This is a genomic window from Actinomadura sp. NBRC 104425 (assembly GCF_030269545.1).
Lineage (GTDB): Bacteria > Actinomycetota > Actinomycetes > Streptosporangiales > Streptosporangiaceae > Spirillospora > Spirillospora keratinilytica.
This window is the reverse complement of the sequence record NZ_BSTN01000017.1, coordinates 42,471-67,249: the sequence shown is the minus strand read 5'-3', so window position 1 is coordinate 67,249 and position 24,779 is coordinate 42,471. Positions and strand designations below refer to the sequence as shown.

Below are 24,779 nucleotides of genomic sequence, written 5' to 3'. Positions count from 1 at the left end.
GGTGAATCACCGTATCGAACAAGCGATCGAAACTTCAGTGATCTCGCGGTACCGTGTGAGATTGTGGCGCAGATCGTGAAGCGGGCGTACAAGTACCGCTTCCACCCGACTGTCGGGCAGGCCGAAGAACTGCTCAAAACGTTCGGTTGCGTCCGCCCGGTCTACAACAAGGCGCTGGAGGAGCGGACCCGCACCTACACCCTGGAAGGCCGAAAGGTCTCCTACGCCGAGACCTCCGCGATGCTCACCGAATGGAAGCGCACCCGGGAGCTTGCGTTTTTGGGTGAGGTGTCCAGCGTGCCGTTGCAGCAGGCGCTGCGGCACCTGCAGGCGGCGTTTGCGAACCTCTTCGCCAAGCGGGCCGAATACCCCACGTTCAAGAGCAAGAAGAAGTCGCGGGCGTCGGCCGAGTACACCCGTTCGGCGTTCCGCCGGCGGGACGGGCGTTTGCACCTGGCGAAGATGAACCGCCCGCTGGACATCGTGTGGTCTCGTCCCCTCCCGGAGGGGGCCGAGCCGTCCACCGTGACCGTGAGCCGGGACGCGGCCGGGCGCTGGTTCGTGTCCATCCTCGTCGAGGAGAAGATCTGTCCGCCGGCCCCGGTCGAGTCGGCTGTGGGGGTGGATGCCGGGATCACGGCGCTGGTGACGCTGTCCACCGGGGAGAAGATCACCAACCCCCGGCACGAACGCCGCGATCGGCGCAGGCTCGCCAGGGCGCAGCGTGCCCTGTCCCGCAAGGCCAAGGGCAGCGCGAACCGGGAGAAGGCCCGGCGGCGCGTCGCCCGCATCCACGCCCGCATCGCCGACCGGCGCCGCGACTTTCTGCACAAGCTGTCGACTCGGCTCGTCCGTGAGAACCAAACGGTCGTGATCGAGAACCTGGCCGTCCGCAACCTGGTCCGCAACCACTCGCTCGCCCGCGCCATCTCCGACGCATCGTGGCGCCAGCTGCGGTCGATACTGGAGTACAAGTGCGCCTGATACGGGCGCCAACTGCTGGTCGCAGACCGCTGGTACCCGTCCTCCAAGCTGTGCTCGGCATGCGGCACCGCGCAGGACACGATGCCGCTGGACGTCCGGACGTGGCAGTGCGCCTGCGGCGCGGTCCACGACCGCTGCGTGAACGCGGCCAAGAACCTGCTCGCCGCCGGGCTGGCGGAGAGCTGAAACGCCTGTGGAGCTGGTGTAAGACCTCAGGGCGAGAGTCCTCTCGGGCGAGGCGACCGGCGGTGAAGCAGGAAGACCGACCGGCGACGGTTGGAACCCCCGCCTTCAGGCGGGGGAGGAAGTCAACGGAGCGAGAAACGCCCCGTCCGAAGGCCTCTTACTGCTGGGCCTGCCGGTAGCGGCGGTAGTGCTCGACGAGCGCGGCGCTGGGCAGCTGCGGCCACTGGGTGAGCTCCCCGGTACGGCGGTCGACGATGAGCACGGGTTCCATGGACGCGCAGCGCGCGATGAACCCCTCGGGGAACTGCTCCACCGCCACCGCCACGAGCGTCCCCGCCTGATGCGCGAACCAGCTTTCGGCACGGCGCCACGCCTCCGCGCGGTCGACGCCGGTGAACTGGAACCCGTATGCGGCGAGCGCCTCGGCGACACAGCGAAGCGTCCGGCACTGCACCGTGCCGCAGGACAGGCACACGACCTGCTCGTAGTTGCTGCGGCCGTAGCGGTGCCGACCGAGCACCGTCGTGAGCGCCGCCGACAGCCCCAACGTCATCCCACGCGCGTCCCGCAGGAAGGCGAGGCTTGCACGGTCGGCTCCGCGCGGTGCGGCCCCCAGCACGGCCGAAATCACCTGGGGGTCGGCGCGCATCGCGGCGCTCATGGCCGACCGGATCCGCTCGGTGGTCTGCGCGTACAGCGTTGCGGGGGTCATGCGGCGGCCACCCAGGAGACGCCGGGCGCGGCGAACACGGCCGCGACCGTGCGGGCGTGCTCGTTGCCGAACCAGCCCCAGCCGGTGGCCATGGTGGACACCATCCGCAGCCCCCGGCCCGTCTCATCCATCTCCCCCGCGACCACGACGGACGGCTCGGAGGGGCCGCCCTGGTCGGTCACCGCCACCCCGACCAGCCGGCCGGACCGCCCCACCTCGACGGTGAACCGCCCGCCCGGCCCGCCGGACTTGGTGTGCCGCAGCGCGTTGACGACCAGCTCGCCGGTCGCCATCAGCACCTCGTCCAGGCATGGGCAGTCGTCGAGCAGAGTGGCGACGAACCGCCGGGCGTTAGAGGCCTCGCCCGGCTCACCGGGGAACGACCGCCGCCAGCGCTGCGCGCCGTCATCTGCCGCCAGGAACGTCACCAGGCACATGGGTCACCTCACGGGGATTCACGACGGCCGGTTGCTGTCGCCGCCGTTTGCGGTGTGTCTCTCGTCACCACTTCTACAGGCGTGGATACGCGCGCGACGGCCGCGCCGTTAAGAAAAGCGAATACGCACGCTCACCCTGGTTGAGCGGTCACCGCGTGTTTGCACGCGCCGCGTGATTCACGCGCCGGAAACGCTCGCGAGATGAACGTTCAGCGAGAACGCATAGACGAGCAAATTGGTCACTTCCGGACCACTTTCTGACCTGATTAGGACAGCGGCTTGTTTTTCGATTACGGTTGCGGAACGTTGTCACCCGACACGCGCCGTGATCGGCGCTACAGCACTCAGTCCATAGGGAGGTCAACCGATGACCAGCCCCTTCGTCCGGCGCCACCGGCTCGGAACCGAGCTGCGCGCGCTGCGCCAGGAGGCCGGCCTGACCGCCGGACGCCTGGCCGACCTCGTCCACTACTCGCGGATGAAGGTCAGCCGCCTGGAGAACGCGAGCTGCCGTCCCGACATCCCCGCGATCATCAAGATCCTCAAGGCGCTGAACGCCAGCGAGGAGAAGCGACAGGAGGTCCTGCGCATCGCCTGCGACGCCTCCGAGCGCGGCTGGTGGGACGACTACGGCGACTCCATGGGCGCCCGCCAGCGCCTCTACGCCGACATCGAATTCGGCGCCGCCACCATCCGCAGCTACAGCCCCAGCACGATCCCCGGACTGCTGCAGACCCCCGAGACAATCGCAGCGATGATCAAACGAGCGGAAGGCCAGGGCAAGCTGAACTTCATACCCGAGCCGATGAAGGAAGCCCGGCTGGAACGCCAGCGCATCGTTCTGGGCGAAGGCGGCCCGGTCTGCGAGTTCATCCTGGACGAGGTGGTTGTACGCCGTCTCACCATCCCCGCGAAGACGATGGCTGCCCAGCTCAAGCACATCATCCGAGTGGTGACCGCGGAACCACGCCTCTCCCTCCGGATCCTGCCGGTGGACGCGTCCATCGAGGGCGCCCTAGTGCCCACAGTCTCGTTCTTCCTCTACACCTTCTCCGATCCCGCAGACCCGCCAATGGCTCTGGTCGAAACGATCAACGCTGACCTCGTACACGCCGAGCGGGACGAGGTGGAGAGGTACACACAGATCTACGATCATCTCAGCCGAGCTACCCTCTCCCAGGACGACAGCCTTATGCTGCTCCGAGAGGCAGCTGACCGACTAAACGAAACCAACGGAGCCCGTCAATGACGCGGAAGTACACTCACTGGCGTAAGTCCAGCAGGAGCGCGGCCGGAGCTGAGTGCATCGAAGTTGGACGTGCTGACGACGGCACCATCGGCGTACGCGACTCCAAGCAACACGGCACCGGCCCCATCCTGGAGTGCACCCCCACCGAATGGGCAGCTCTCATACGAGTGATCAAGCACCAGTAACCAGCGGTCACCAGGCACCACACGGGTTGACGCAAGTCCACGCACGACGGAAGCCGCGCCCCGAGCCGCACAAGCCACCGACAGCACCGGCCCCATCTGACACTCCCCCCGGCGCTAGAAACCCGGTTAAGCGGCCAGCCCACCAACGGCAACAGGGCGGAACAGGCACCTCCACTGGCACAAGTCGCCCCGCACCAGCCCCACGCACCCGCGTGGAACTCCCAAGCCACCGACGACACCGTCAGCGCACACGACTTCAAGCACACGGCACCGGCCCCCCTAAAGCTCCCACGATTGAGCGGCCTCCGCTCGAACGATCAACCGCCACTCAGCAGGGCAATAGCCAAGCGCTACATACGATGGCGGAGGCCAGTCGGAGCACATCCAAAGGCAAGTGCGTTGAAGCCACGGAGTGCGCTGACGGTGTCATCGGCATATGGGACGCTGAACAGCACAGCACCGGCAGATCCTGTGCCACAGCAGTTCATCCACCGGGAGAAAGACCGATGGCCACCGACTATGTAGGCTGGCGCAAGTCGAGCCGAAGCGAGCCCGGAGCTGACTGCGTCGAGGTCGGACGTGCTGACGACGGCACCATCGGCGTACGCGACTCCAAGCAACACGGCACCGGCCCCGTCCTGGAGTTCACGCCTGCCGAATGGGCCGCCTTCATCCGTCAGCTCGTCGCCCCCGAAACCAGCGGGTGACCAGGCACTACACGGGTTGACGCAAGTCCAGGCACGACGGGAGTGGCGCCCCCAAGCCGCGCAAGCCACCGACAGCACCGGCCCCATCTGACACTCCCCCGAGGCGAGAAGCCCCGGTAAAGCGGCCAGCCCACCAACGGCAACGGGGCGGAACAGGCACACCCACTGCGCCAGTCCAACCACAGCACAACCAAAGGCAAGTGCATTAAAGCCGCGGGGTACACTGACGGTGCCATCGGCATATGGGACGCTGAACAGCACAGCACCGGCCAATCCTGTGCCACAGCAGTTCATCCACTAGGAGAAAGACCGATGGCCACCGACTATGTAGGCTGGCGCAAGTCCAGCCACAGCGGGCTTAACAGCACCTGCGTCGAGGTCGGTCGAGCCGACGACGGCACCATCGGCGTACGCGACTCCAAGCAACACGGCACCGGCCCCGTCCTGGAGTTCACCCCCACCGAATGGGCCGCCTTCATCCAGCGCATCGTCCACCAGCCGACAGAGCGATGACCAGAGCCCTACCGTCCGGCATCGCGTTTTCGTGAAGTCCGCCGAACCGCCGTCCCCATCAACTGGACGGCGGGCACGCCGCGTCCTACCTGGTGGCCTCCCATTCCGGGACGACGAAAAGCACGGCCGCGGGGAAGACATGATGCCGCACCACCTCGTAGCGCTCCCGGATCAGCCGTGTTTCGCATTCCCGGTCGGCGTCGATGCCGTCGAGTCGGCGTTGCCACTCGCGCCGTTCGGCTCCGCTTTCGACGGCGAGCATCTGCTGGCCCTCGTCGGTCTCGGTCGCCAGCATGGTGCGCAGGCTCGCCGCCAACTGGTCGAGATTGGCATTGACCCGCTTGATCTCGTCGTCCCGCCGCCTGGTCAGACGCCGCTCCAGCGACGACCGTCGCGCCTCGGCCCTGGCCTGGAGAGACTGCAGCAACGGTTCGCGCAGCCGCGGCCACTGCTGCGCCAACCGGGCGCGGATGGGCGGGGACGCCGCGGTGATCCGCGGCCGGTTCAGCGCCCGTGACAGCACGTCGTCGAGGAACCCGACGCCCTCGATGCGGCCGAACCGGGGCCTGAGCCAGACCCCGCCGCTGATGATCTCCTCGTGCAGGCGGCTTCCGTCCGCGCCGACGAGGACGAGCCTGCCGTACACGGCTGCCGCGACCGCCTCCAGCCGATCGTCGTCGCTGACGACCGCGGCGACGCGGTGGAGCCCCGCGGTGCGTCCCCACATGGCCGCGCGCAGCAACCCGACCGACATCGCGGTGAGCGGATGCCCCAGGTGGGCCAGGACTACGTCATCGCTGCCGTCCACCAGTTCGGGATCGAAAGTGACGGGCCGAATCTCCCCGGTGACCTTGTGCGGCAGACCCTCGGTCACCTTCGCCCACGACTTGGTCAGCGTCGGCACCCGGTACAAGCCCCCATCCCCGTCACCGCTGCCGGAAAGCGCTTCCAAGGGCTGCTGCCGCGCCAGACCGAGGGCCGTCGACACAACGCGGTGAATGTTGGCCGGGGTGATCCTCAGCTCGTCGACGGACCGGTCGAGCTGGGCGCGCAGCCGGGCGACCTGCGCGCTGACGCCCTCCTCCGGCGCCAGGGCCTGCGCGGTGTCGACTCTGCCGTCCTCACGCATCGCCTCGGCCGACGTCCGGCGTTCGATATCGACATTCCGCGCCCGGCCGAGCATCCGGTCCTGCACGGCCGCCGCGAGCACCGCGTTGACGGCGCCCAGATCCTGCTCCATGCGGGCGACCTTCCTGGCCACCCGTGACAGGAACTCAAGGTCGGCCTCGTAGGAGCCCGGGGCGGCCTGCCGCCATCCCGACCCCACGAAGTGCCACACCTGCACCACGTGCCGCTGCCCGTAGCGGTCGATGCGGCCTATCCGCTGCTCCAGCTTGTTGGGGTTGAACGGGATGTCGTAGTTGATGACGCGATGGCAGTACCGCTGGAGGTCGATGCCCTCTCCGGCGGCGTCGGTGGCCACCAGGATGCGGGCCGGGTGCTGTGCGGGGTCGGCCTGGAAAGCGTGCCGCAGACGTTCCCGATCGGGGATCGACATGCCCCCGTGCAGCAGGGCGAGCCGTTCCCGGCCGAGCCCGGCCTGCTGCAGCAGCGTCGCAAGCCAACGCTGCGTCTCCCGGTATTCGGTGAAGATGACGACGCGTTCGTCATTCCACGCTCCGCCGGGCCGGCAGATGCCCGCCACATGCTCGATCAGGGCCTTCGCCTTGGCGTCGGCGGCGGCCTCGTGCGTGAGCGCCCACTGCTCCATCTGTTCCAGGAGTTCTTGCTCCTCCGGGGTGAGGGACGGTTGCAGCCGGGCCGAACGCGTCAGCGCCTCGTCCTCGGCCTCGGCGAACACGTCCTCGTCATCGGTCATGAACTCCTGGAGCCACTCGGGGACCTCGTGCGCGGGCGCCTTCGTCCCGAGCCGTTCGAGCGACTCCCGATGGACGGCGATGGTCGCGGCGAAGGCCGCCGGGGAGGAGAAGAACCGCTTCTTCAACACCAGCGCCGAAAGGTCGGCGGCCTGCGCGGCGGCCTTAGAACGCCGCATCCGCACCCGCCGACGCCGGGTGTACTCGTTCAGCCACCCGTGAACCCGACGTTCCGCCTCCGGATACTCCACGACGAGCGAGCGGGTCTCCCTCCCCGGATACCTGGGGGAGCCGTCGAGGTTGCGGATGTCGCTCTTCGTCCGCCGGATCACCGCCTCGTCCTGCACCTTCTTCGGAGGCTGGACGCCGCGGACGAACCGCTGCGGGTCGATCATCTCCAGCAGCGCGGTGAAAGACTCCGGATACCCGTTGTGCGGGGTGGCGGACAGGAACACCCGATGCCGAAAGTGCCGGGCGAACCGGCGCATCATCCTGGTCTGCTGCGAATCGACCGTCCGGATGCCCTTGGGTGCGGCCGGAGCGATGTGGTGCGCCTCGTCGACAATGAGCAGATCGAACGGCGGCCGCGCCCCGAGGGCGCGATCGGCGATGACCTCTTCCACCAGGCTTTGCGCCCGCGCCCCGCGCAGCCATGACAGGCTGACGATGACCTGCGGATACACCCGGAAGGGATTGGCCGCCGGCCCGTGCGTCCGCAGCATCTCCTTCAGCAGCTCGGAGTTCACGATCTTGAAGTCGAGGCCGAACTTGTCGGCCATCTCGTCGCGCCACTTGAAGGTCAGCGCCGCCGGGCAGACGACCACGACGCTGTTGATCCGGTGCCTCAGCTTGAGTTCCAGTGCGACCAGCCCGGCCTCGATCGTCTTGCCGAGCCCGACGTCGTCCGCGATCAGCAGGTTGGCCGTCGGCGCCTTCAGCGCACGCGCCACCGGCTCCAACTGGTAGGTCTCCACCTTCACCCCGGACCGGAACGGCGCCTGCAACATGTCGGTGTCCGCCGAGGTGACGGCACTCCACCGCACCGCGTCGATGAACGCCGCCAGCCTCCCCGGATCATCGAACCGGTCCGCATCGACCTTCGGCAGGGTCTCCCGCTCCAGCACCCGCCGCCCGGGTTCGACCTCCCACACGACGGACAGCTCGCGGCCGTACCCGCCGTCCGCGACGCTCGTCAGCCGGACGAGCGTCCACTCCCCCGGCGCGACATCACTGACGACCCAATGCTCGCCACGGACAACGACCAGATCCCCCAACTCCGGCACCACCGCCGTCATGCCCACGTCCCACCACCCCCCACCGACGAACCAAGCCTGAAATCCTCCTCGGCGCGCGCCCGCAACCCCCACCCCACCCCATACAACTCGTGCTTGAAAACCGACACCCCAGCGACAATCCGACGCCCCACAACACGGGCAGCGCCGCACCTCAATTCCCGAGCAGGCCGATCAGACCGCCGCACCCCCGGCAACATCCCCACCGGCCCGGCAGACGCCTGTCCCAAAGCAGACTCCCACGCCCACGGCCAAGAGGGCTGAAACCACGGCGCCACCACCCCATGCCCCCCATTGGCCTGCGCCTCCGAACCGTGCCACGCCGCCTCGCTCGCCGCATGGCCGGTCCAGGCACGAACCGCACCACAGGCACCCGCCAAATCCCCCGACCCCAACACCACCGCCATCATGCCCTCACCTCACCTCCGGAAAATCAGACCTGAGACCGGAAGATCCGACGACGCGGAGTGGAAGCAAAGGCGCACCTCCACTCCTGATCATTCATCAGATAAAGCACGTGGCCGGGCATCCGCACCCCCGGCGCAACACCACCGACACCCCCGAGCTTCTCGCGAACGACAACCAGATCCCCCAACCACTGCACTGCCGCTTTCATGAACGCCCCCGCCACCACGGGCCGGCAGATCGAACTCAGGGTCATCTTCGGCACGCGCCCACTTCTCCGCCCCATATAGCTCGCGGCTGAGGATCAACGACCGATCGACCATCCGACAGCGCATAGCAGAAGCAACGGTGTACTCCTCGACTTCCGTCCGCGCATGGCCATGTCCGAGCATCCTTTCCCCTGACACGACGCCACTGACACCCCAATGCCCCCGCGCATCACCATCAAATCCCCCGACTTCGGCACTGCCGCCGTCATGGCCGCACCTCACCGCCACTCTGCGACAAATCAAGCACGAGAACTTCGGCTGCGCACGCCTGCGCCTCCTCCGCACACAACCCGCCTTGAGAGCCGACAACCGATCGAGATTCCGACGGTGCACGGCAGAAGTAAGGGGCGACCTCCACTCCCAATCATTCATCAGATGAACCTTATGACCGAGCACCCACTCCCCCGACACGACGTCACTGACGCCCCAATGCTTCCCACGACCAAGAACCAGATCCCCCGACTTCGGCACCGTCGCCGTCATGGCCGCGTCTCACCGCCGCCCACCGGCAGATCAAGCCTGAGATCGTCTTCGGCGCGTGCCCGCATCTCCTCCGCGTGCTGCTCATGGTTGAGGATCAACAGCCGGTCGAGGATCCGGCGGCGTGCGGCAGGAGCGACGGTGTACCTCGGCTCCCGATCGTTGATCAGATAGAACCCGTGGCCGAGCCTCCACTCCCCCGCCACAACATCGCTGACGACCCGATAGCCCTCTCGAACAACCACCAGATTCCCCGTCATCACGCCTCCGCCGACAGCCGCAGTTGCCGCTCTTTCCGCTCTCGCTCCCGAACCTCCTCGTCATGCCGCTTGTGATTGAGTTCCAGAAGCCGGTCCAATATCTCCTGGCGCACCACCGGCCCGACCGTATAGCGAGACTCCCGCTCATTCACCAGGTAAAAGTCGTGCTTCAGCTGACCAATCAGGTCAGTCCATCCATAAGCTCGCACCACGGCCTCGTCAATCGCTCGGTGGATGCGCCGCAGCTCGACGATGTCCGCGTCATGACAGCGTTCATCGAACACAAGGTTGTACGTCTTGGTGAGCCCCAGGCTCCGGTCCCGCATCATCTCTCGCCGGTAGACGTCCAGCTCATGCCCGACCTCCCGCATCTCCTGCGTAGCCTCCGGCAGAGGGAACGTCTCAAAGACATCGGACGGCGTGTAGCGCAGATCCCCCTTCAGGGACGACGCCCGCGAACGAGCCCACCAGTAATGCGGCGCACTCGACAGCAGCGCCAGCATCGCAGTGTCATCCGATGCGAATACACCCAACATATGAGAGAAAACCTGCCCGGTGGGCACCATCACCGGCATCGCGGTCTTACTGACAAGGGCGATCACAACTACCTGCCGCAGCCCTTCAATCGCCCTGAGCATCTCCGGGCGCCGCCTAGCGTACAGCCACCAGTACCTGCTACAATGATCACGCTTGATTCGCTGGCGTTCCGGTCTTACGAGCCGTCGGACCAAGTCGTAGCACAACGGATATCTCTGCGCTTTCTCCAGCGGCCAGTCATGGAAGTTGATGACCCAGCGGCTCGCTGCGCAGTCGGGGCTGCTGTTCAGATCCTGACCGTTAAGATACGGGAACAGGATCGGTTGATATTCGGGATGCTCCTCCTTCACCCGCTCCGCCCACTGCGAAGAGACGACGAATCCGGCCCCCAAGACGTAGGAACCTATGAATGACAGAGAAGCATTGCACGACAGCCTACGAGGGGTCCACCCCGTGCGCGATTCCGATGACAATGTCGACGCAATTTTCCATACCCTCTCGCCATCAAGTTCAGGACGCGAACCTTCCGCAAGCGGCCGCCGACTGATCCAGACCTTGCAGCAGTGCAGCGAAGCGGACTTCGACGGCCACTGGACATGGTTGACCGCCTTGCGGATGACGGCACCATCGGAAGTGACGGCATCCAGCCCCACCTCACGGGTATCCCCTTGCGCCAAGGTGTTGGTTGCAATGACCCCTATCTGCCCTTTCGGATTCACCAGCTCAAATGCGCGCAGCAGGAAGTACCCAACGAGATCGGCACTGCCTCGGTGGTCGCGGCCGAGCGCCTCAACGAGGTACTCGCGATATGCCTCCTTGAGCGTTCCGGTCAGCTTCTTCCCACCGAGGTAAGGCCAGTTGCCGAAGACCGCGTCGAAACCTCCCCCGTCAAGGAAGACCTCGGGGAACTGGAAGATCCAGTGGAAGGCGCGGCGCGGTCGGTGGTCCGGGGCCTCGATGCCGAGCCATCCGGCCGCCGCCTCTTCTGCGGCCGCGCCGTGCCGCGCGGGCGCCTTCACCAGGAGTCGGGCAAGGTCCGCCGCGTGCATGCTCAGGTCGGCGGCCTTCTTGCGCCCCTTCTTCGCCGACGCCAGGGAGGCGCCCACCACCAGGTCGGCGCATCGAGAAGCGAGCCGGACGGTTTCCTGGGCGTCCCGGTAGAGCTCCCGCTTCTGCTTCATGTCCGCCAGGTCCACCGACCGGAACTCGCGGATCTCGCGGCGGATGCCGGCCGCCTTCTCCGCAAGCTCGCGGAGTCCATCGGTCAGTGCCCATGGCCGGTCGCCGTGCAGCGCCCTCCCTTTCTCGGGCGCGACATGCATGTAGGCGATCTGCTCGAAGGACGAAATTCCGAGCAGGCTGTCGCCTACGCAGATGCGGTCGTCGAGAAAGGCGAACGGCATGGTCGGCTCAAGCAGCCAGAGACTGAGCCGGGCCGCCTGAACCGCATGCGGATCGATGTCCACACCGTACAGGCATCTGGTGATGACGAGATAACGCGCCTGCGCGAGCAGGGCGTCACTGTCGCGCCCCGCTATCTCCGGGGTGGACTGCGGCGGGCGCTCGATACCCTCCCGCTGCCAGGCCTCCACCAACTTCTCGGCCAAATACCGGCAGGCCGCGACCAGGAACGCACCCGACCCGACCGCGATATCGGCCACTCTCAGATCAAGGATCTCGGCCGATGACTTGGGGATCCATTTGGTCTCGTCCTCGAACTCCAGCGGTCCGGGAGAATAGAGCAGCGGCTTCAAGGTCTCTTCGACGATCTCCGCCGCCAGGTCCTTCGGCGTGTACAGCGCCCCGACGCTGAAGCCGCCCGACGTGACGAACATGCCGCCGGGCAGCACGACGAGCGGCAGCTCCCGTAGATCGGTGCGGATGATCTGGTAGAACGGCAGCAGGCGCTCGGCCAGGTCCGCGTCGCCGTCGACCACGGCCAGCAGTCTCCGCCACGCGTCATCCCGTTTCCGCTCCGGCAGCGGGGCGAGGAGTTTGGCGAGTTTGGTCGCGCTGCCGATGCCCGACTTCCCGTAGGAATCGCTCAGGCGTCGCGCCAGGGCCGCCACGTCGTCGGCCTGCGCCGCGTGCTCCTCAAGCTCGTCGAGCGGCACGCAGATCTCCCGGCCGAACTTGCCGATGAGCCCGACGGTGACCGAGGTCGCCCGCTGCGCGGTACTGCCGAGAATTCGCTCGTAAACGTAACCTATCTGCTCGACTTCGAGTGTCGAATAGGTGACGGTACGCCGGATGCCTTCCGTGTCGACGTATCTGAGGGCTTCCAGAACGTGGAGGACCGTGCGGTCGTCCACATTGAGCACCCGGAACTCCTCGGGATCGTCCTCGTCCGTCCTACCCTCCAGCCAGGGGAGGCTCTCCGGGTCGAACAATCCACCGTCGTAACCCGGAATTCTGAGGTCCCCCGCGTCGACTCCCCAATGCAGGGCCTTCGCCAGCGCGAGCAGCCGGCACCAGCCCGCCGTGCTCTGCTCAAGCGCGTCCTCCCCCTCCTCGACCGCGCGTCGGCGCAGTTCCTCCGCGAGATTGTGAACGGAGTAGGAAGCGGCGTACAGCGGGTGCTCGCGCGGCAGTAGGGCGCGGTCTTCGGCGAAGAGGCAGAAGATGACGCGCAGCACCATCCGGACCGCGCCGTCATAGGCGTCTTCGGCCGACTCTATGAGCCTCTCCCCCGCCTCGCTGTTGGCGCGCCCGAAGGCATGCACCAGTAGCTCCACCGCGCGCCGCGCCTGGAAACCGAGGGTGTCGGTGAGCTGCTCGGGCTGGTCCTTGCAACCGTCCAGCAGCGCGGCGAGGGTTTCGTCGGCAGAGACTGCGAAGAACCGAGAGCGGCCCAGCAGCGAGTACAGGGCGCGGGCGAGATCCAGGTCGTAGTCGGCCAGCAGCCTGGCGTCGAAGGCCGCGCGGGCCGTCGTCCCGTTGGCGGGCGCGTGAACAAGGACCCACCACCGTCCGGTCGAGACCAGGCCCAGCGGGACCTTCGTGTGCCGCAGCAGGTGGGCCATGCGGTCGACGACCGTCGCGGCCCACAGGGAGTCCTTCGGGCGCTTGAGCGGATCGACATCGGCAGCGCAGATCATGCCGAGGAGATGGAGCGTTCCGTCGGTGTCAACGAGACCGAAGTCGGCTCGGATCCGCTCGCCATGCTCGGGGATGTCGAGGGCGGGCGGCCGCCACCCGTCAAAGGTGCGTCGGCAGCGGTCCCCCCAGTCGAGGAATTCGTGGATCACGAAATCGATCCACCGGGAATGCCCGGCGGCCGGGTCCCGCATCCAGTGGGCGTGTTCCTCGCGGAGCCTGGTACGCAGTTCCCGGTCCAGCGCGTCCAGGCCGGTGGGCCAGACGCGCTCGACGATGGGCGGTGTCAGAAACGGCCCCGAGACATCAATGATCGACAGCCAGTCCGAGTGCCGTGCCCGCCGCCTGGCCCGGCGCCCGTTCGTGATCGGCTTCCCCATTGACGCCAACGCATCACCTCACAAGGCGGGGAGGGCCATCTTCATCAGGTTTGATGCCTTTCCCGGCACGGGCAACCCGTGGGGCGCGACCGCAAGTGGCCATCCCGTCATGCTCGGTCACGACCCGTGGGCCGTACAGGCGCCGCCCCCTGGTCACCCGCTGCCGCGTCACCGCTCGTCGGCGCTCGTCCGCTCGCCCCGGCCGTGCGCGTGCCGGTGGCGCCGGACGGTCCGCGACGGCCGTGGCAAGAGCCGCATGCCGCCTACTGGTGACAGCTCCCTTACCTCCGAGCACTTCAGACATGTCTGTCAATCAAATCGATGGTTGATGACGTTCACAGCTGCTTTACTGTGAGCACGGTCGTCGTTACGGAGGTGATCTTGATGGGTTGGGCTTCGGCCGGGTTGCAGGGAACGGCGGGGATCGTGCGGTTGTCGGCCAGCCTGCTGGATCGGACGGACCGGCACTGCGCCGACTTCGCGGCGGTGAAGGCGCGGCCGGGCCTGTGGCCGCCGCCCGGCGAGCGGCGGCGGTTCGCGCCCTGGGAGGAGTTCCCCCTGGGCCTGGTGATGCGGGCGCTGGACGCGGCGGAGTTCGACGGCGCGGACGTGGACGAGGCGGTCTCCCGGGTGCTGGAGACGAACCGTTCGCCTGTGCACCCGGGGGCCGCCGTCTGGGTCCGGCATGCCTGCCACGCCTACATGGCGGCCGGCAAGTGGATCGCCGACGAACTGGGCGATGTCGCCGTGGTGCCCCAGCGGCATCCCCGCGTGGTGCAGTCGGGGTCGGCGGCCGAGTTGCGGATGCTCACCGCGTGGGGGCGCTGGTACGAGTCGCCGGACGGCTCGGTGCGGGAGTTCCGGCGGCTGCGGATGAGCCGCATCGGCGAGGCGGAGGCGCCGTCGGTCGCCGCGATCTCCTTTGTGGCGGCGGCCGGGCGCCGGGCCGTCGGGAACGTCTACCGGGACGCACCCGTCCAGGTCATCGACGACGAGCGGGCGCCGACCCGCATCCGCGTCGTGGAGGTGATGCTCGACGACGACGTGGTGCCGCGCGTGCTGGTGGACGCCACCCCCGAGGAGGTGCGGCGGCGGTACCGCAACGGGGGCATGCAGGTCGCCCAGCGGATCGTGGCGGGCGGCGACAGGCGGCCCGGCGCCGAGTGCGTCGAATGCAAGCTGCGGGCGTCCTGCGACGAGCTGCCGTATGTGCCGGGTCTGCTAGGCCTGGGCGATGCGGGCACCCACCGCCGGACGTGGTCGGTCACCACGGGGCGGCAGTACCTGGTCTGCCCGGCCCAGGCGCAGATGCGGGAGCTGCGGCTTCCCGCCGACCGGTTCGACGGCGGTCCCGCGGCGCGCAGGGGCGTCGTCGTCCACCAGTGGTTGGAGCTCGCGCACCGCCGGGGGCGCGCGTGCGGCTTGGTGGACCTGCCCGAGCCGGACGCCGCCGACATCGGCATCGCCGCCCAGGTCATGACCGCCGAGGAGTACCGGGAGGCGCGGCCGTACCTGCTGGCGCATCTGGCGGTGTGCCCGCTGGCGGGCCCCGGGCGGGTGACCGACCTCATGGTCGAGCCGTCGGTGGCGGCCTACGACCCGGTGGCCGACGTGGTGGTGATCGCCGACCCGGACCTGGTGCGGAGGGTCGACGGCCGGGTGGTGTACCGGGAGCAGAAGACCACGGCGGGCGCCGTCCCGGCCGGCGGGCCCCGGGAGGTCTTCTCGCGGGTGCCGCAGCTGGCGCTGGCCGTGCTGCTGATCAGGCAGGGCGTGTTCGGCCGGGACGGCGACGGCGTCGTCGAGCTGGAGGTCATGACGCCGGCCGGTGCCGCGGTGCACGCGTTCGGCGTCGCCGACCCGGCCGTCGTCGGCGCGGCCCGCGAAGAGGTCGCGCGGATGGTCACCGGCTGGCATCGGGACGTGGCGTTCCGGGCCCGGCCCGGCCACTGGTGCGCCCGCTGCCCGGTGGCGCGATGGTGCCCGGACCGGTCCGAGGGGGCCGACCCGGACGCGCCGATCGAGGTGGACGGGGCGCGGATCGATCCGCGGACCGGTGAGGTGCTGGACGGCCCGGTGAGCGGGCGCGCCGCCGCCGTGTCCGCTGTGATCAGCGAGCCGGTCGCCGACGAGGACATCGCGTACTGAGAGGGGACGGGCCATGACGGGAACGGCGGCGGGCACAGTGCGGCGGCCGCCCGCGGCGCTGGAGCGATCGGTGACCGCGGCGATCCGGGCCGGGCACGCGTGGAGCGTGCGCAGACGGCGGCCCGAGGCGTGGCTGGAGGTCGCCCGCATGACCGGCGTGATCATGCGGGCGTGCGGTCCCGGCCGCGGGCCCGCAACGCCCGCGGAGCTGGTCGCGGCGCTGCGCCGGCCGCTGCGGGAGTGGCTGTCCGGCTGCGACGAGGCGGTCGCCGACCTGGTGGTGCTCGACGCGGACGGGGAACTGACCGAGGAGACCTACGACATCGGCTGCGACTACACCGTCGAGCTGCTGACCGGCCTGGAGGACCCGGGCGCGCGCTGGCTGCCCGGGTGGAGCGTGCACCGCGCCGAGCAGATCGAGAAGGCCGCCTTCCAGGCGCTGCTGTCGGGCGGCGACGAGCACTACACCCGGGGGCGGCGGTTCATCGTCGAGCACCCGGCCGGAGACCAGGCCGAGTTGACGCTGGCGCGCAACCGGCTGGGCCTGCCGCCCCTGGTGGCGTACGAGGAGATCCCGGTGGAACGGCGTTGGCGCGGCCGGTGGTGGCCCTGCCCGGTGTGCCGCTGGCCGATGCGCGTCCGGGCGTCCCAGGTGCGGTGCGACTTCCCGCGCCACGACGCCGTCTTCGCCCTGACCGGCGCGGGCGCGCTCCACCCCCTGGGCGGGGTGCGCCGGGCGCCGCGCGCGCAGACGGTGGACGGCGCGGTGTGCGTGGACGAGTCGGTGTGGCGTTACTTCGTCGTCCCCGGCGTGGTGGAAGTGCGGTTGCACGACCGGATCGCCCGGCTCCCCGGGGTGCACACCTCGCTCTACCCCCAGAAGGACGTGTGCGATGTGGCCGTCTGGCGGGACGGGGCGGGCCGCTGTGAGTTCACGCTCGACGTCAAGGACTACGCCTCGGCCCGCGCCCTGGCCCGCAAGCTGGAGGACAGACCCATCGCGGCGGAGTGGCTGGTGCTCCCCCGCTACCGCCGCGGCCAGGTCGCGGAACTGCGCCGCCTGCTGCCCGACGTGCCGGTGACCACCGAGGACGGGATATACCAGCGGATCCGCCGGGCCGCCGACCGCGCCGGAGGTGCGCAATGACCGGTAGGGACTTTGCGCGGCGGCGCACCCGGGAGCCGCTCGCCATCGCCTGCGCGCTCGCGCTCGCCGAGGCGCTGTTCCCGCGGCGGGACGGCGCGGTGGCGCACGGGCACGCGCACGCCCTGCTGACCGGGCGGATCGACGCCTGGCCCGGCTACTGGGACCTGCCGGAGACCGACAAGGGGCGGATCAGCGCGCTGCTGCGGCTGCGGCCCGACGAACTGGCCAACGAGGACTTCTTCACCGTCGCGCTGCGCGGGCTGTGCACGGCCGGGCGGCTGCCCGGCTACACCGGCGACCCCGACGGCGGGATTCGTCCGACGCACGGCCTGGCGCCGAAGGAGCACGCCGACCGGCTGCTCGACCTGCTGGGGCGGTGGCACCGCCGGCACAACCGGGTCACCCCCACGGCCCAGGCCGGCCGCTACCGGACGACGCTGCGGGTCGTGCGGCACGGCGACACGTCGGCCGCCACCCGCGCCGTCTACAACCTGACCGACCAGCGCGCCGTCCCGGACGGCACGCCGACGGTCGCCGACGCGCCCCGCGACGACACCGTGGAATTCCAGGTCGACGACCTGCGCAAGATGGCCGACCGCATCGACACCGCCCGGGGCGAGGACCATCGGCGGCGCCGCATCGACGAACTGTTCGCCGCCCTCGTCGACGACGCGGGCAACGCGGTCGACGGCGCCCTGACGGTCCGGGCGGGCGGCACGGTGCAGGTGCTGCAGGCGCCGACCGGGTTCGGCAAGTCGGTGCTGCTGGAGGTGATGGGCACGCTGGCCGCCGAGCAGGGCGTCACGGCCGCGCTGGTCGTCCCCACGCGGGCCGCGGCCCTGCGGCTGGCCCACCGCATCGAGCGGAACCTGCAGCTGCTGTCGATCGGCGCCGCGTGCGTGCCGCTGCTGTCTCCGTCCCGGCTGATGGACGACGCGTGCAAGGCCGCCGCGGACGACCCGGACGGTTTCGGCGCGTGGGCGTACGACCGGCTCGCCTACGGGTGCGCGCTGGCGGCGTCCGCCGAGACCGACGACGAGGTCGACGCCTGGCGGCCCGGACACGAGCGCTGCCGGGAGCTGTTCGAGGTCCGCCCCGGCCGGGACGACCCCGGCCCCGCCCACGCGTGCCCGTGGCGGACGACGTGCGGGAAGTTCCGGCTGATGCGCGAGGCGGTGGACGCCGACGTGATCGTCACGGCGCACCAGACGTTCTTCTCCGGGCGCATGCACATCCCGTTGGAGACGGCGGGCGGCCCCGCGCACGGGCGTTCGGACCGGCTGAGCGTGGAGGAGTTCGTGCTGCGGCGCTGCCGCCTGGTGGCGATCGACGAGCTCGACCAGTTCCAGGCCGGGGTCATCGGCCGGAGCGCCCGGGACCTGGTGCTGGCCGACGGGCCCAACCCCACGACGCTGCACAGGCTGGAGGAGGAGTTCCGCACGGCCTTCTGGCAGGTGCCGCCCGAGGTGGACGGCGAGGTGCGGCCCATCCTGTCCGACCTGCACCTGCTGGCGATGGGGTACGTGGCGAGCCTGGCCCATGGCTGGCTGCGGCCGGTGCGGGGGCGGCGGCGCGGGTGGCGCAACGACTACTGGATCGTCCCCCGCGGCACGGACGCCTGGATCGCCGCACGGCTGCTGGGACTGGCCCCCCTCCCGCCCGGCCGGCAGGTCACCGAGCAGGAGATGGCCGCCCTGCACCGGCTGTACGGGGGGTCGGCCGGGCCGCGAGCCGCCCCGCTGCGCCTGGCGGGCGTCGCCGACGCCGACCAGGAGGCAGTGCGGTCGCAGATCACGGCGATCCTGCGCTCCGTGGCCGACGGGTGCCGGGACGCGGTCCTGCCGGTGCACCTGGCGCGCCTGGCCGCGCTGCTCGAACCCGTCGTCGCCGACGAGAAGGAGCGCGGCGAGCTGGTGCAGCGGATGATCCGGCGGGCCTACCTGGAACCGCTGCGGCAGCGGCTGACCGAACTGCTGCCGCACACACCGCACCTGCGGGCGGTCGGCGCCGATTCGGCCGAGGCCGTCGCGGACGCCCTCGGCGGCCTGACGAGCTGGACGGCGATGCCCGGCAGCCCGCTGGGACGGCTGTTTCTGGCGTTCAAGGAGCGGCACGAGCCCGAGCAGCCGCAGCAGTCGAAACTGTCGGTGGCGGCGTTCGGCGGCGACCCGCACGGCTACGTCCTGTACCTGGGCGAGCTGACGGCCCGCGCGCATGCCGGAGTGCCGCGCGCGGTGCTGGGGCTGTCGGCGACGTCCTACTTCCCCGGCGCGCCGCACCACCACGTGCACGTCAGGCCCGCGTGGAGCGTGCCCGACACCGACCCGACCGGTGTCACGGTGCACGCGTGCCGCGCGTTCACCAGCGAGGGCACCCCCATCCGCATCTCCGGCGTGCAGGGCCGGCAGCGCGAAGCGAACCTGCGAGAACTCGGCGAATCGCTGTACCGGGCGACGCTCCGCCCCGAGCTGGACCGGCTGAGCGCCCGCAAGCAGCGTTCGGGCGAGCCCGGCCGCGACCTGATCCTGGTCGCCACCACGTCCTACGCCGGCTGCCTGGACCTGGCCGCCGGCATGGCCCGGGCGGGCGCGCCGCCCGAGTCGCTGTGCCTGGTCGCGCGGCCCGACGACGAACCCGCCGCGGCGGACTCGCGGTGGCGCACCCTCACCGCCGACCGCGTCGAACGCTTCCCCGAGACGGGGGCGCGGGTGCTGGTCGCGCCGCTGGCCACGGTGGAACGCGGCGTCAACATCCTCGACGGGACGGTCTCCGCCCTGGGCGCCATCTACCTGGTCGTCCGGCCGATCCCGGTGCTGGACGAGCCCGCCGAGCTGCTCGCCCACATCAACCACCGCCTGTGGTCGGACGCGGCCGCGCACACCGACCCCGATTTCGTGGCCCGGCTGAAGGACAGGGTCAGCAGCGCCGGCGGGCATTTCGCGCAGGTGGTCCGGTCGGCGCAGTTCTTCCAGTCCCAGCCCGACTGGGTGCAGCGGGGCGTCGTCGCGGAGATCATCGTCTCGCTGATCCAGCTGGTGGGACGGGCCCGCCGCGGCGGCACCCCGGGCGAGATCCACCTGGTGGACGACGCGTTCTTCGACGAGCGCGGCAAGGCCGACCTACCGCGGCTGATCCGCGAGCTGCGCCGCGACTGGGAGGCCGCGGGCGAACTGGACCGGCTGCTGCGCCTGTACGGGCACACGCTGCGCGCCTTCTTCGACTTCGCCGACCGCCGGTCGGCAACCTCCCCTTTCCCGTACGAGGAGTGATCACCATGCTGGAGACCTCGGCGTTCCGCCTGCCCGCCGACATGCTCGACGGGCTGTGGGTCTACCCGCTGCCCGCCCGCTTCCAGGAAGAGCTCGCCGAACTGGACCGCCGCTGGCGGATCCGCGACGACCGGGCGCGCGCCCCGTACGCGTCGCTGGCGAACGCGCTGTCGGCGGTCACCAGGCAGCCGGTGCGCATCCTGCCCCGCACGCGGCTGAACAACGGCGACCTGCTGATGGCCACGCACCGGCCGATCGCCCCACCCGTGCTCGACCTGGCCGTCAGCACGTGGGAGGGGCTGTGCCGGAAGGGTCCGCGCGGCGGCGGAGGCGACCGAGCCGACCGCGGCGTGCTCGCGCCGCTGCTGGACGGCCTTACCCCGGTGTTCGAACCGCTCGACGCGGCGGTGACCGTCCCCGAACCGGGGCGCGTCGCCGCCGAACCGTGGCTCTACAAGGTGCTCGGCTGGAACATCGCGCGGCGGCTGGCCTCGCGCCCGATCGTCTTCGACGGCCGGGCCGTGCCGTTCCGGCTCGACAGCTCCGGTTCGCTGGTCGCCTGGGACGACCCGGTGATCAGACCCATGCGCAGCGGTGAACCCGCGCGGGCCCTGATACGGATCACCCCGCACATCAAGACGATGCCGGGCGTGGAATCGCTCGTCTGCATCCTGGAGGTGAGCCTGACGCGGCTTCGCGACAGGCTCCACGACGTCCGGTACGTGTGGATCGACCACGGCCGCGAACACGGCGGCAGCGCCCTGCTGCGGCTCACCGTCGGCCGCAACAGGGTGCTGGGCGATTTCAGCGCCGACATCGTCGCGGCGTGCGGACTGTCGCCCCTGCCGTGGGGCCCGGACGTCCTACGGGAGCACCCCGAGACGGTGCGCGCGGGACGCACCACCAACGCCGAGCACCCCATCGGCACGGGGGTCGGCCCCCGCACCTACCGGTGGGTCGTCCGCCACGCGGCCGAAGTGCTCGGCGTGGAGCCGGTGTCGTACGAGCCGTTCAGGGCCCCGGGCAAGAGCGGACGGACCGGACCGGCCGTCAGGGTCCTCGGAAAGATCGAAAAGGCCCCATTGGCACCGGAAGCCTTGGACGCGGCCATCGCCGCGAGCGGCCACGAACGGCTCAGGGTCGTGCACCTGACCGCGACCCCCGACGTCCGCGACCGGATCCGGGCGGAACTGCTCCACTACCAGGCCGACCGGTTCGACGGCCTCACCCCCGACCTCGGCGTGGTGCAGCCGCTCACCGAACGCGCCGAGGTCGTCGGCTACGACGTCGCCGACCTCCTCGCCCACGGCCGGATCGACCGTTCGGACCTTGCGGCCCGCGCCCCGATGCTCAAGGCCGAGAACGGCACGCTGGTGCTCGCCCTGGTGGAGACCGAGTACGACGGCACGAACGTTCCGGAGGACGACGCCAAGCCCCGACTTCGAGAAGCGTTGGCCAAGGCGGGAGTCGCCTCGCAGTTCCTCGCCACACGGCCCCGCCCGGAAGACCCGGAAGACGACGACCACCCTGCGGCCGCGGCGGTCAAGGACCTCATGCGGGTCGGGGGCCTGGTGGACGGTCGGCTCGCCAGGGCCACCACCCTCCGGCCGTATCCGCTGGACAGGCCGCTGTGGCTGGTCGGCGTGCACGTCCGCCGCCAGAACTCGAGCACGAAGAAGGGACGGCCCAGGCTCGTGACGGTCCTGGTGGCCGTGCACGCCTCGCCCGAGCCCGGGCGCCCGTGGACGATGCACCTCTACGCGCCGGGGCGGGGCTGGCTGCCGCACCCGGTGGGCGTCGCCGACTTCCATACCCGGCCGATCGGCCCCGAGGTGGGCCGCGAGCAGGACGCGTTCGCCGCGGTCCGCGACCTCGTGGACGCCGCCCTGCACACCCTCCCGGGCGACGGACGGGAACCGATCGTGGTGATGGCCGACGCCGACGCCACGCGGCGCGTCTGGCCCGGCCTGGGCGACCGCAGGCTCGGCGGCGGCCCGCTGCCCGGCGACTCCCTCGCCGACCCCGCACGGGTCAGCGTGGTGCGGGTGTCGGCCATGGACGGGGAGATTCCGCGTCCGGTCCACCGCGCCGAAGGCGGCTCGCGCCCCGAAGACCCGGATGCGCCCGCCCAGCCCGGGGTGCAGCTGTACCTGCACCGCGGGGATGACGGCACGCCGAGCTGGCTGCTCGGCCGCACGTCCAGGACCTACGACTCGGGCGCGCCGGGGCGGTGCGGCGCCGACTACACCCGGTTCACGCTGCCGGACGACAAGCGCAGGCTGCAGGGCAAGCCGTGGCACTCGTTCACCGGCACCGAGTTCGTGGTCGCCAGGGAAGGCCGTCTGGAGGCCGGGACGGTCGCCGCGCTGAGCGCCCGCCTGTGCGCCCAGCCGGTCTCGTGGGACCGCCGCACGCGCTGGCCGGTGCCCCTGCACCTGGCGCGGATCGCCGACGAGACGCACCCCTGGTGGCGCAACGAGGACGACAACGGCGGCGCGTGACCGGGCCGTTCAGGTGGCGGGGCGCAGCGTCCCGGTGCTCAGACCGGCCATCCCCAGCCGCAGAACCTCCTCGAACAGGTGCTGGGTGTCGCGCATCGTCGCCTGCAGCTCGACCAGGCCGCGGAACGCCCGGCCGAGCCGCCGCTGCTCCTCGACCGGCAGCCGGGGCAGCCGCACCCTGCGCACGTCCAGGCGGACCGACCCGGTGGACCCGCGCGTGCGCGCCTCGGCCGCCGCGACGCGCAACCAGCCCGCCAGGAACCACGGATCGCAGTGCTGCGGGTCGGGTCTCAGCAGGACGAGCCCGGGGCCGAGCATGGCGCCGCCCTCGCCGATGACCGTGGTCGTCGCATGACGGGTCAGCAGGGAGGCCACGACGTCGCCCTCGCGGAGGACGGGCCGATCCGGCGACGGATCGGCCCGGCCCGAGGGGGGTCGGCCGAGCGCGACATCGTCCAGCGTCAGCACGGGTGACGTGCCTTGATCGACCTCCATCTTCGGCGGCGCCTGCAGCAGCTCGCACCGTCTCGTCCGGACGAGATCACCGACCGTGGTCGTCGGCGGGGCGGCGGGTTCGGCGTCGTTGCCGGTCAGCGCCGTCATGGCGGGGACGGATCGGGGCAGCTCGTCGAGTCGGGACAGCAGGCGGGCGCGCGCGGCCGCGAAAGCCTGCTTCGTCTCGGCCCGGGCCCCTTGCGGGAGATGGCGTGCGGGCGTGAGGTCCACCTCGTCGTCCAGCAGGTCGACGATGCGGACGGCCGCGCTCACCGCCCTGTCGTCGCCGCCGTCTGAACCCGGCAGGCCGGCGAAGCGCCGCCAGCTCCGCACCGCCGCGGCCGCGAAATCGTCCGCCGGGGTGGTGTCGACCATCAGGACCTCGTCGGAGGGACGTTCCTCCGGCGTGGGGCGCCGCAGCACCCAGACGGTCAGCGCCACGGCCATGTTCGGCACGGCGCCGGGCGGCAGCCCGATCACCGCGCGAAGGGCGCCGCGACGCAGCAGTTCCATGCGGATCCGACGGCCGGAGCGCCGATTCGCCGCCGCGGGCGGCATCAGCAGCGCGGCCAGCCCCCCGGGGGCGGTGTGGGCCAGGGCGTGCTGAACCCACGCCAGCTCCGATTCCGTCCGCGGCGGGAGCCCGTACTCCCACCGCGGATCGCCCAGAAGCTCGTCATGGCCCCAGGCCCGGTCGTTGAACGGAGGAGCGCACACGACCAGATCGGCTGTGCGGTCCGGGAAGGCGTCCCCGCGGAGGGAGTCACCGCTGCGGATGTCGGCGCGGTCGGTGCGCAGGGCCAGCCTGATGGCCGTCAGCCGCGCGGCGGCCTCGTCGCTCTCCTGCCCCAGCAGGTCGGCGCCCGCGAACCGCTCGGCGGCGGCGATGAGGAACGCACCGGAACCGCACGCGGGATCCAGCACGGTGCGGACCTCGCCCGGGGCCAGGCGCAGCATCAGCCCGACCACCGCGCCCGGCGTGGGATGCATCCGGCGGCTGTGCTGTTCGAGGTAGCGGGTACGCAGGAACTCGAACGCCTCGGCGACGCCCTCGTCGTCGGCCAGCCGCGCGAGCGCGCGGACCAGGGGGACGCGGCGGGCGTCCATCCGCGCCGGGAAAGCGGCGAACCAGGCCGCCTCCCCCAGCGCCCGGCGGACGGCCTCCGGCAGCCGGGCAGCGACCTTGTCGTCATTTTCGGCGGCAATGGACGACCACGCCTTCCGCTCCCGTTTCACAAACAGCAGGAAGGCTCCCGCGAAGGCCAGCATGTCCGGCAGGTGGGCATCCTGTGCGGCGGCCTGACGCAACGAATGCCAGACCCGTTCCCTGCCGGGAGCCCCGGCGAGCTTGCCCTGCTCCCTGAGCCACGCCTCCACCTCGGCCAACGAGAAGGCCGGGCTGGCGGCGGTCCCGGCCACCGGCTGTGGGAAGTCGTCGTGCCGTCGGCGCCAGTTGCTCACGGCGGCCCGCCCGACACCGGCCAGGCGCGCGATGTCGGCAGGAGTCACCGTCGCATCGTCTGCCACTGGGTCTCCCCGGCTCGGGCGCCGCCGGGCGGCGGCGCGGACGTTCACACGCTAGCCCAGCGATGGGAACGACTCAACACACGGAAGATCGGTTGATTCCGTTCACATTGCTCCCAGACCTGC

General features: G+C 70.3%; 15 protein-coding genes and 1 pseudogene. 9 read left to right on the top strand and 7 right to left on the bottom strand.

Features of this window, described 5'->3' with window-relative positions:
- Positions 1 to 63: 63 nt before the first annotated feature.
- A pseudogene (locus tag QSK22_RS23390) lies at positions 64 to 1,259 on the top strand (RNA-guided endonuclease InsQ/TnpB family protein); the annotation flags it as partial.
- Between the two features lie 68 nt (positions 1,260 to 1,327).
- Here the strand turns inward: QSK22_RS23390 and QSK22_RS23385 are convergent.
- Together QSK22_RS23385 and QSK22_RS23380 are read right to left on the bottom strand one after the other, a co-directional pair.
- Positions 1,328 to 1,882, bottom strand: coding sequence for an SUKH-4 family immunity protein (locus QSK22_RS23385; RefSeq protein ID WP_285496467.1), 555 nt, complete (start codon positions 1,880 to 1,882; stop codon positions 1,328 to 1,330).
- The gene (locus tag QSK22_RS23380) at positions 1,879 to 2,319 is read right to left on the bottom strand and encodes an ATP-binding protein (RefSeq protein WP_285496466.1); all 441 of its coding nucleotides are present in this window, start codon (positions 2,317 to 2,319) and stop codon (positions 1,879 to 1,881) included. Before QSK22_RS23380 ends, QSK22_RS23385 begins: the two co-directional genes overlap by 4 nt.
- Before the next feature lie 367 nt (positions 2,320 to 2,686).
- On the opposite strand from QSK22_RS23380, the gene QSK22_RS23375 reads away from it, so the two are divergent.
- From QSK22_RS23375 to QSK22_RS23360, 4 genes are all read left to right on the top strand, one after another.
- Positions 2,687 to 3,568, top strand: a complete 882-nt coding sequence (locus QSK22_RS23375; RefSeq protein WP_285496465.1) for a helix-turn-helix domain-containing protein — start codon at positions 2,687 to 2,689, stop codon at positions 3,566 to 3,568.
- Entirely contained in the window at positions 3,565 to 3,753 is a 189-nt protein-coding gene (locus QSK22_RS23370) for a DUF397 domain-containing protein (RefSeq protein ID WP_285496464.1), read from the top strand. Before QSK22_RS23375 ends, QSK22_RS23370 begins: the two co-directional genes overlap by 4 nt.
- Positions 3,754 to 4,259: 506 nt before the next feature.
- Entirely contained in the window at positions 4,260 to 4,460 is a 201-nt protein-coding gene (locus QSK22_RS23365) for a DUF397 domain-containing protein (protein ID WP_285496463.1), read from the top strand.
- Positions 4,461 to 4,772: 312 nt separating this feature from the next.
- Positions 4,773 to 4,973 carry a DUF397 domain-containing protein gene (locus QSK22_RS23360; RefSeq protein ID WP_285496462.1) on the top strand — a complete coding sequence of 67 codons (201 nt, stop codon included), beginning with the start codon at positions 4,773 to 4,775 and terminating at the stop codon, positions 4,971 to 4,973.
- 85 nt (positions 4,974 to 5,058) lie between these two features.
- Here QSK22_RS23360 and drmD read toward each other — a convergent pair whose 3' ends face one another.
- From drmD to QSK22_RS23340, 4 genes are all read right to left on the bottom strand, one after another.
- Positions 5,059 to 8,295 (bottom strand): DISARM system SNF2-like helicase DrmD, encoded by a 3,237-nt coding sequence (gene drmD / locus QSK22_RS23355; RefSeq protein ID WP_285496461.1) that lies wholly within the window; start codon positions 8,293 to 8,295, stop codon positions 5,059 to 5,061.
- Positions 8,296 to 8,575: 280 nt separating this feature from the next.
- Entirely contained in the window at positions 8,576 to 8,812 is a 237-nt protein-coding gene (locus QSK22_RS23350; RefSeq protein ID WP_285496460.1) for a hypothetical protein, read from the bottom strand.
- A gap of 483 nt (positions 8,813 to 9,295) precedes the next feature.
- Positions 9,296 to 9,556 carry a hypothetical protein gene (locus tag QSK22_RS23345; protein ID WP_285496459.1) on the bottom strand — a complete coding sequence of 87 codons (261 nt, stop codon included), beginning with the start codon at positions 9,554 to 9,556 and terminating at the stop codon, positions 9,296 to 9,298.
- The gene (locus QSK22_RS23340; protein ID WP_285496458.1) at positions 9,556 to 13,569 is read right to left on the bottom strand and encodes an Eco57I restriction-modification methylase domain-containing protein; all 4,014 of its coding nucleotides are present in this window, start codon (positions 13,567 to 13,569) and stop codon (positions 9,556 to 9,558) included. The genes QSK22_RS23345 and QSK22_RS23340 overlap by 1 nt, the downstream gene beginning before the upstream one ends.
- A gap of 384 nt (positions 13,570 to 13,953) precedes the next feature.
- On the opposite strand from QSK22_RS23340, the gene QSK22_RS23335 reads away from it, so the two are divergent.
- From QSK22_RS23335 to QSK22_RS23320, 4 genes are all read left to right on the top strand, one after another.
- Positions 13,954 to 15,717 carry a PD-(D/E)XK nuclease family protein gene (locus tag QSK22_RS23335; protein WP_285496457.1) on the top strand — a complete coding sequence of 588 codons (1,764 nt, stop codon included), beginning with the start codon at positions 13,954 to 13,956 and terminating at the stop codon, positions 15,715 to 15,717.
- 70 nt (positions 15,718 to 15,787) lie between these two features.
- Complete coding sequence (locus QSK22_RS23330) at positions 15,788 to 16,864, top strand: restriction endonuclease-related protein (RefSeq protein WP_285496456.1); 1,077 nt, start codon at positions 15,788 to 15,790, stop codon at positions 16,862 to 16,864.
- A complete protein-coding gene (locus QSK22_RS23325) occupies positions 16,861 to 20,133 on the top strand; it encodes a DEAD/DEAH box helicase family protein (RefSeq protein ID WP_285496455.1) in 3,273 nt (1,090 codons plus the stop codon). Before QSK22_RS23330 ends, QSK22_RS23325 begins: the two co-directional genes overlap by 4 nt.
- A 5-nt stretch (positions 20,134 to 20,138) precedes the next feature.
- Entirely contained in the window at positions 20,139 to 22,634 is a 2,496-nt protein-coding gene (locus QSK22_RS23320; protein WP_285496454.1) for an RNaseH domain-containing protein, read from the top strand.
- A 9-nt stretch (positions 22,635 to 22,643) separates the two neighbouring features.
- Here QSK22_RS23320 and QSK22_RS23315 read toward each other — a convergent pair whose 3' ends face one another.
- The gene (locus tag QSK22_RS23315) at positions 22,644 to 24,638 is read right to left on the bottom strand and encodes an N-6 DNA methylase (RefSeq protein WP_285496453.1); all 1,995 of its coding nucleotides are present in this window, start codon (positions 24,636 to 24,638) and stop codon (positions 22,644 to 22,646) included.
- Positions 24,639 to 24,779 lie beyond the last annotated feature (141 nt).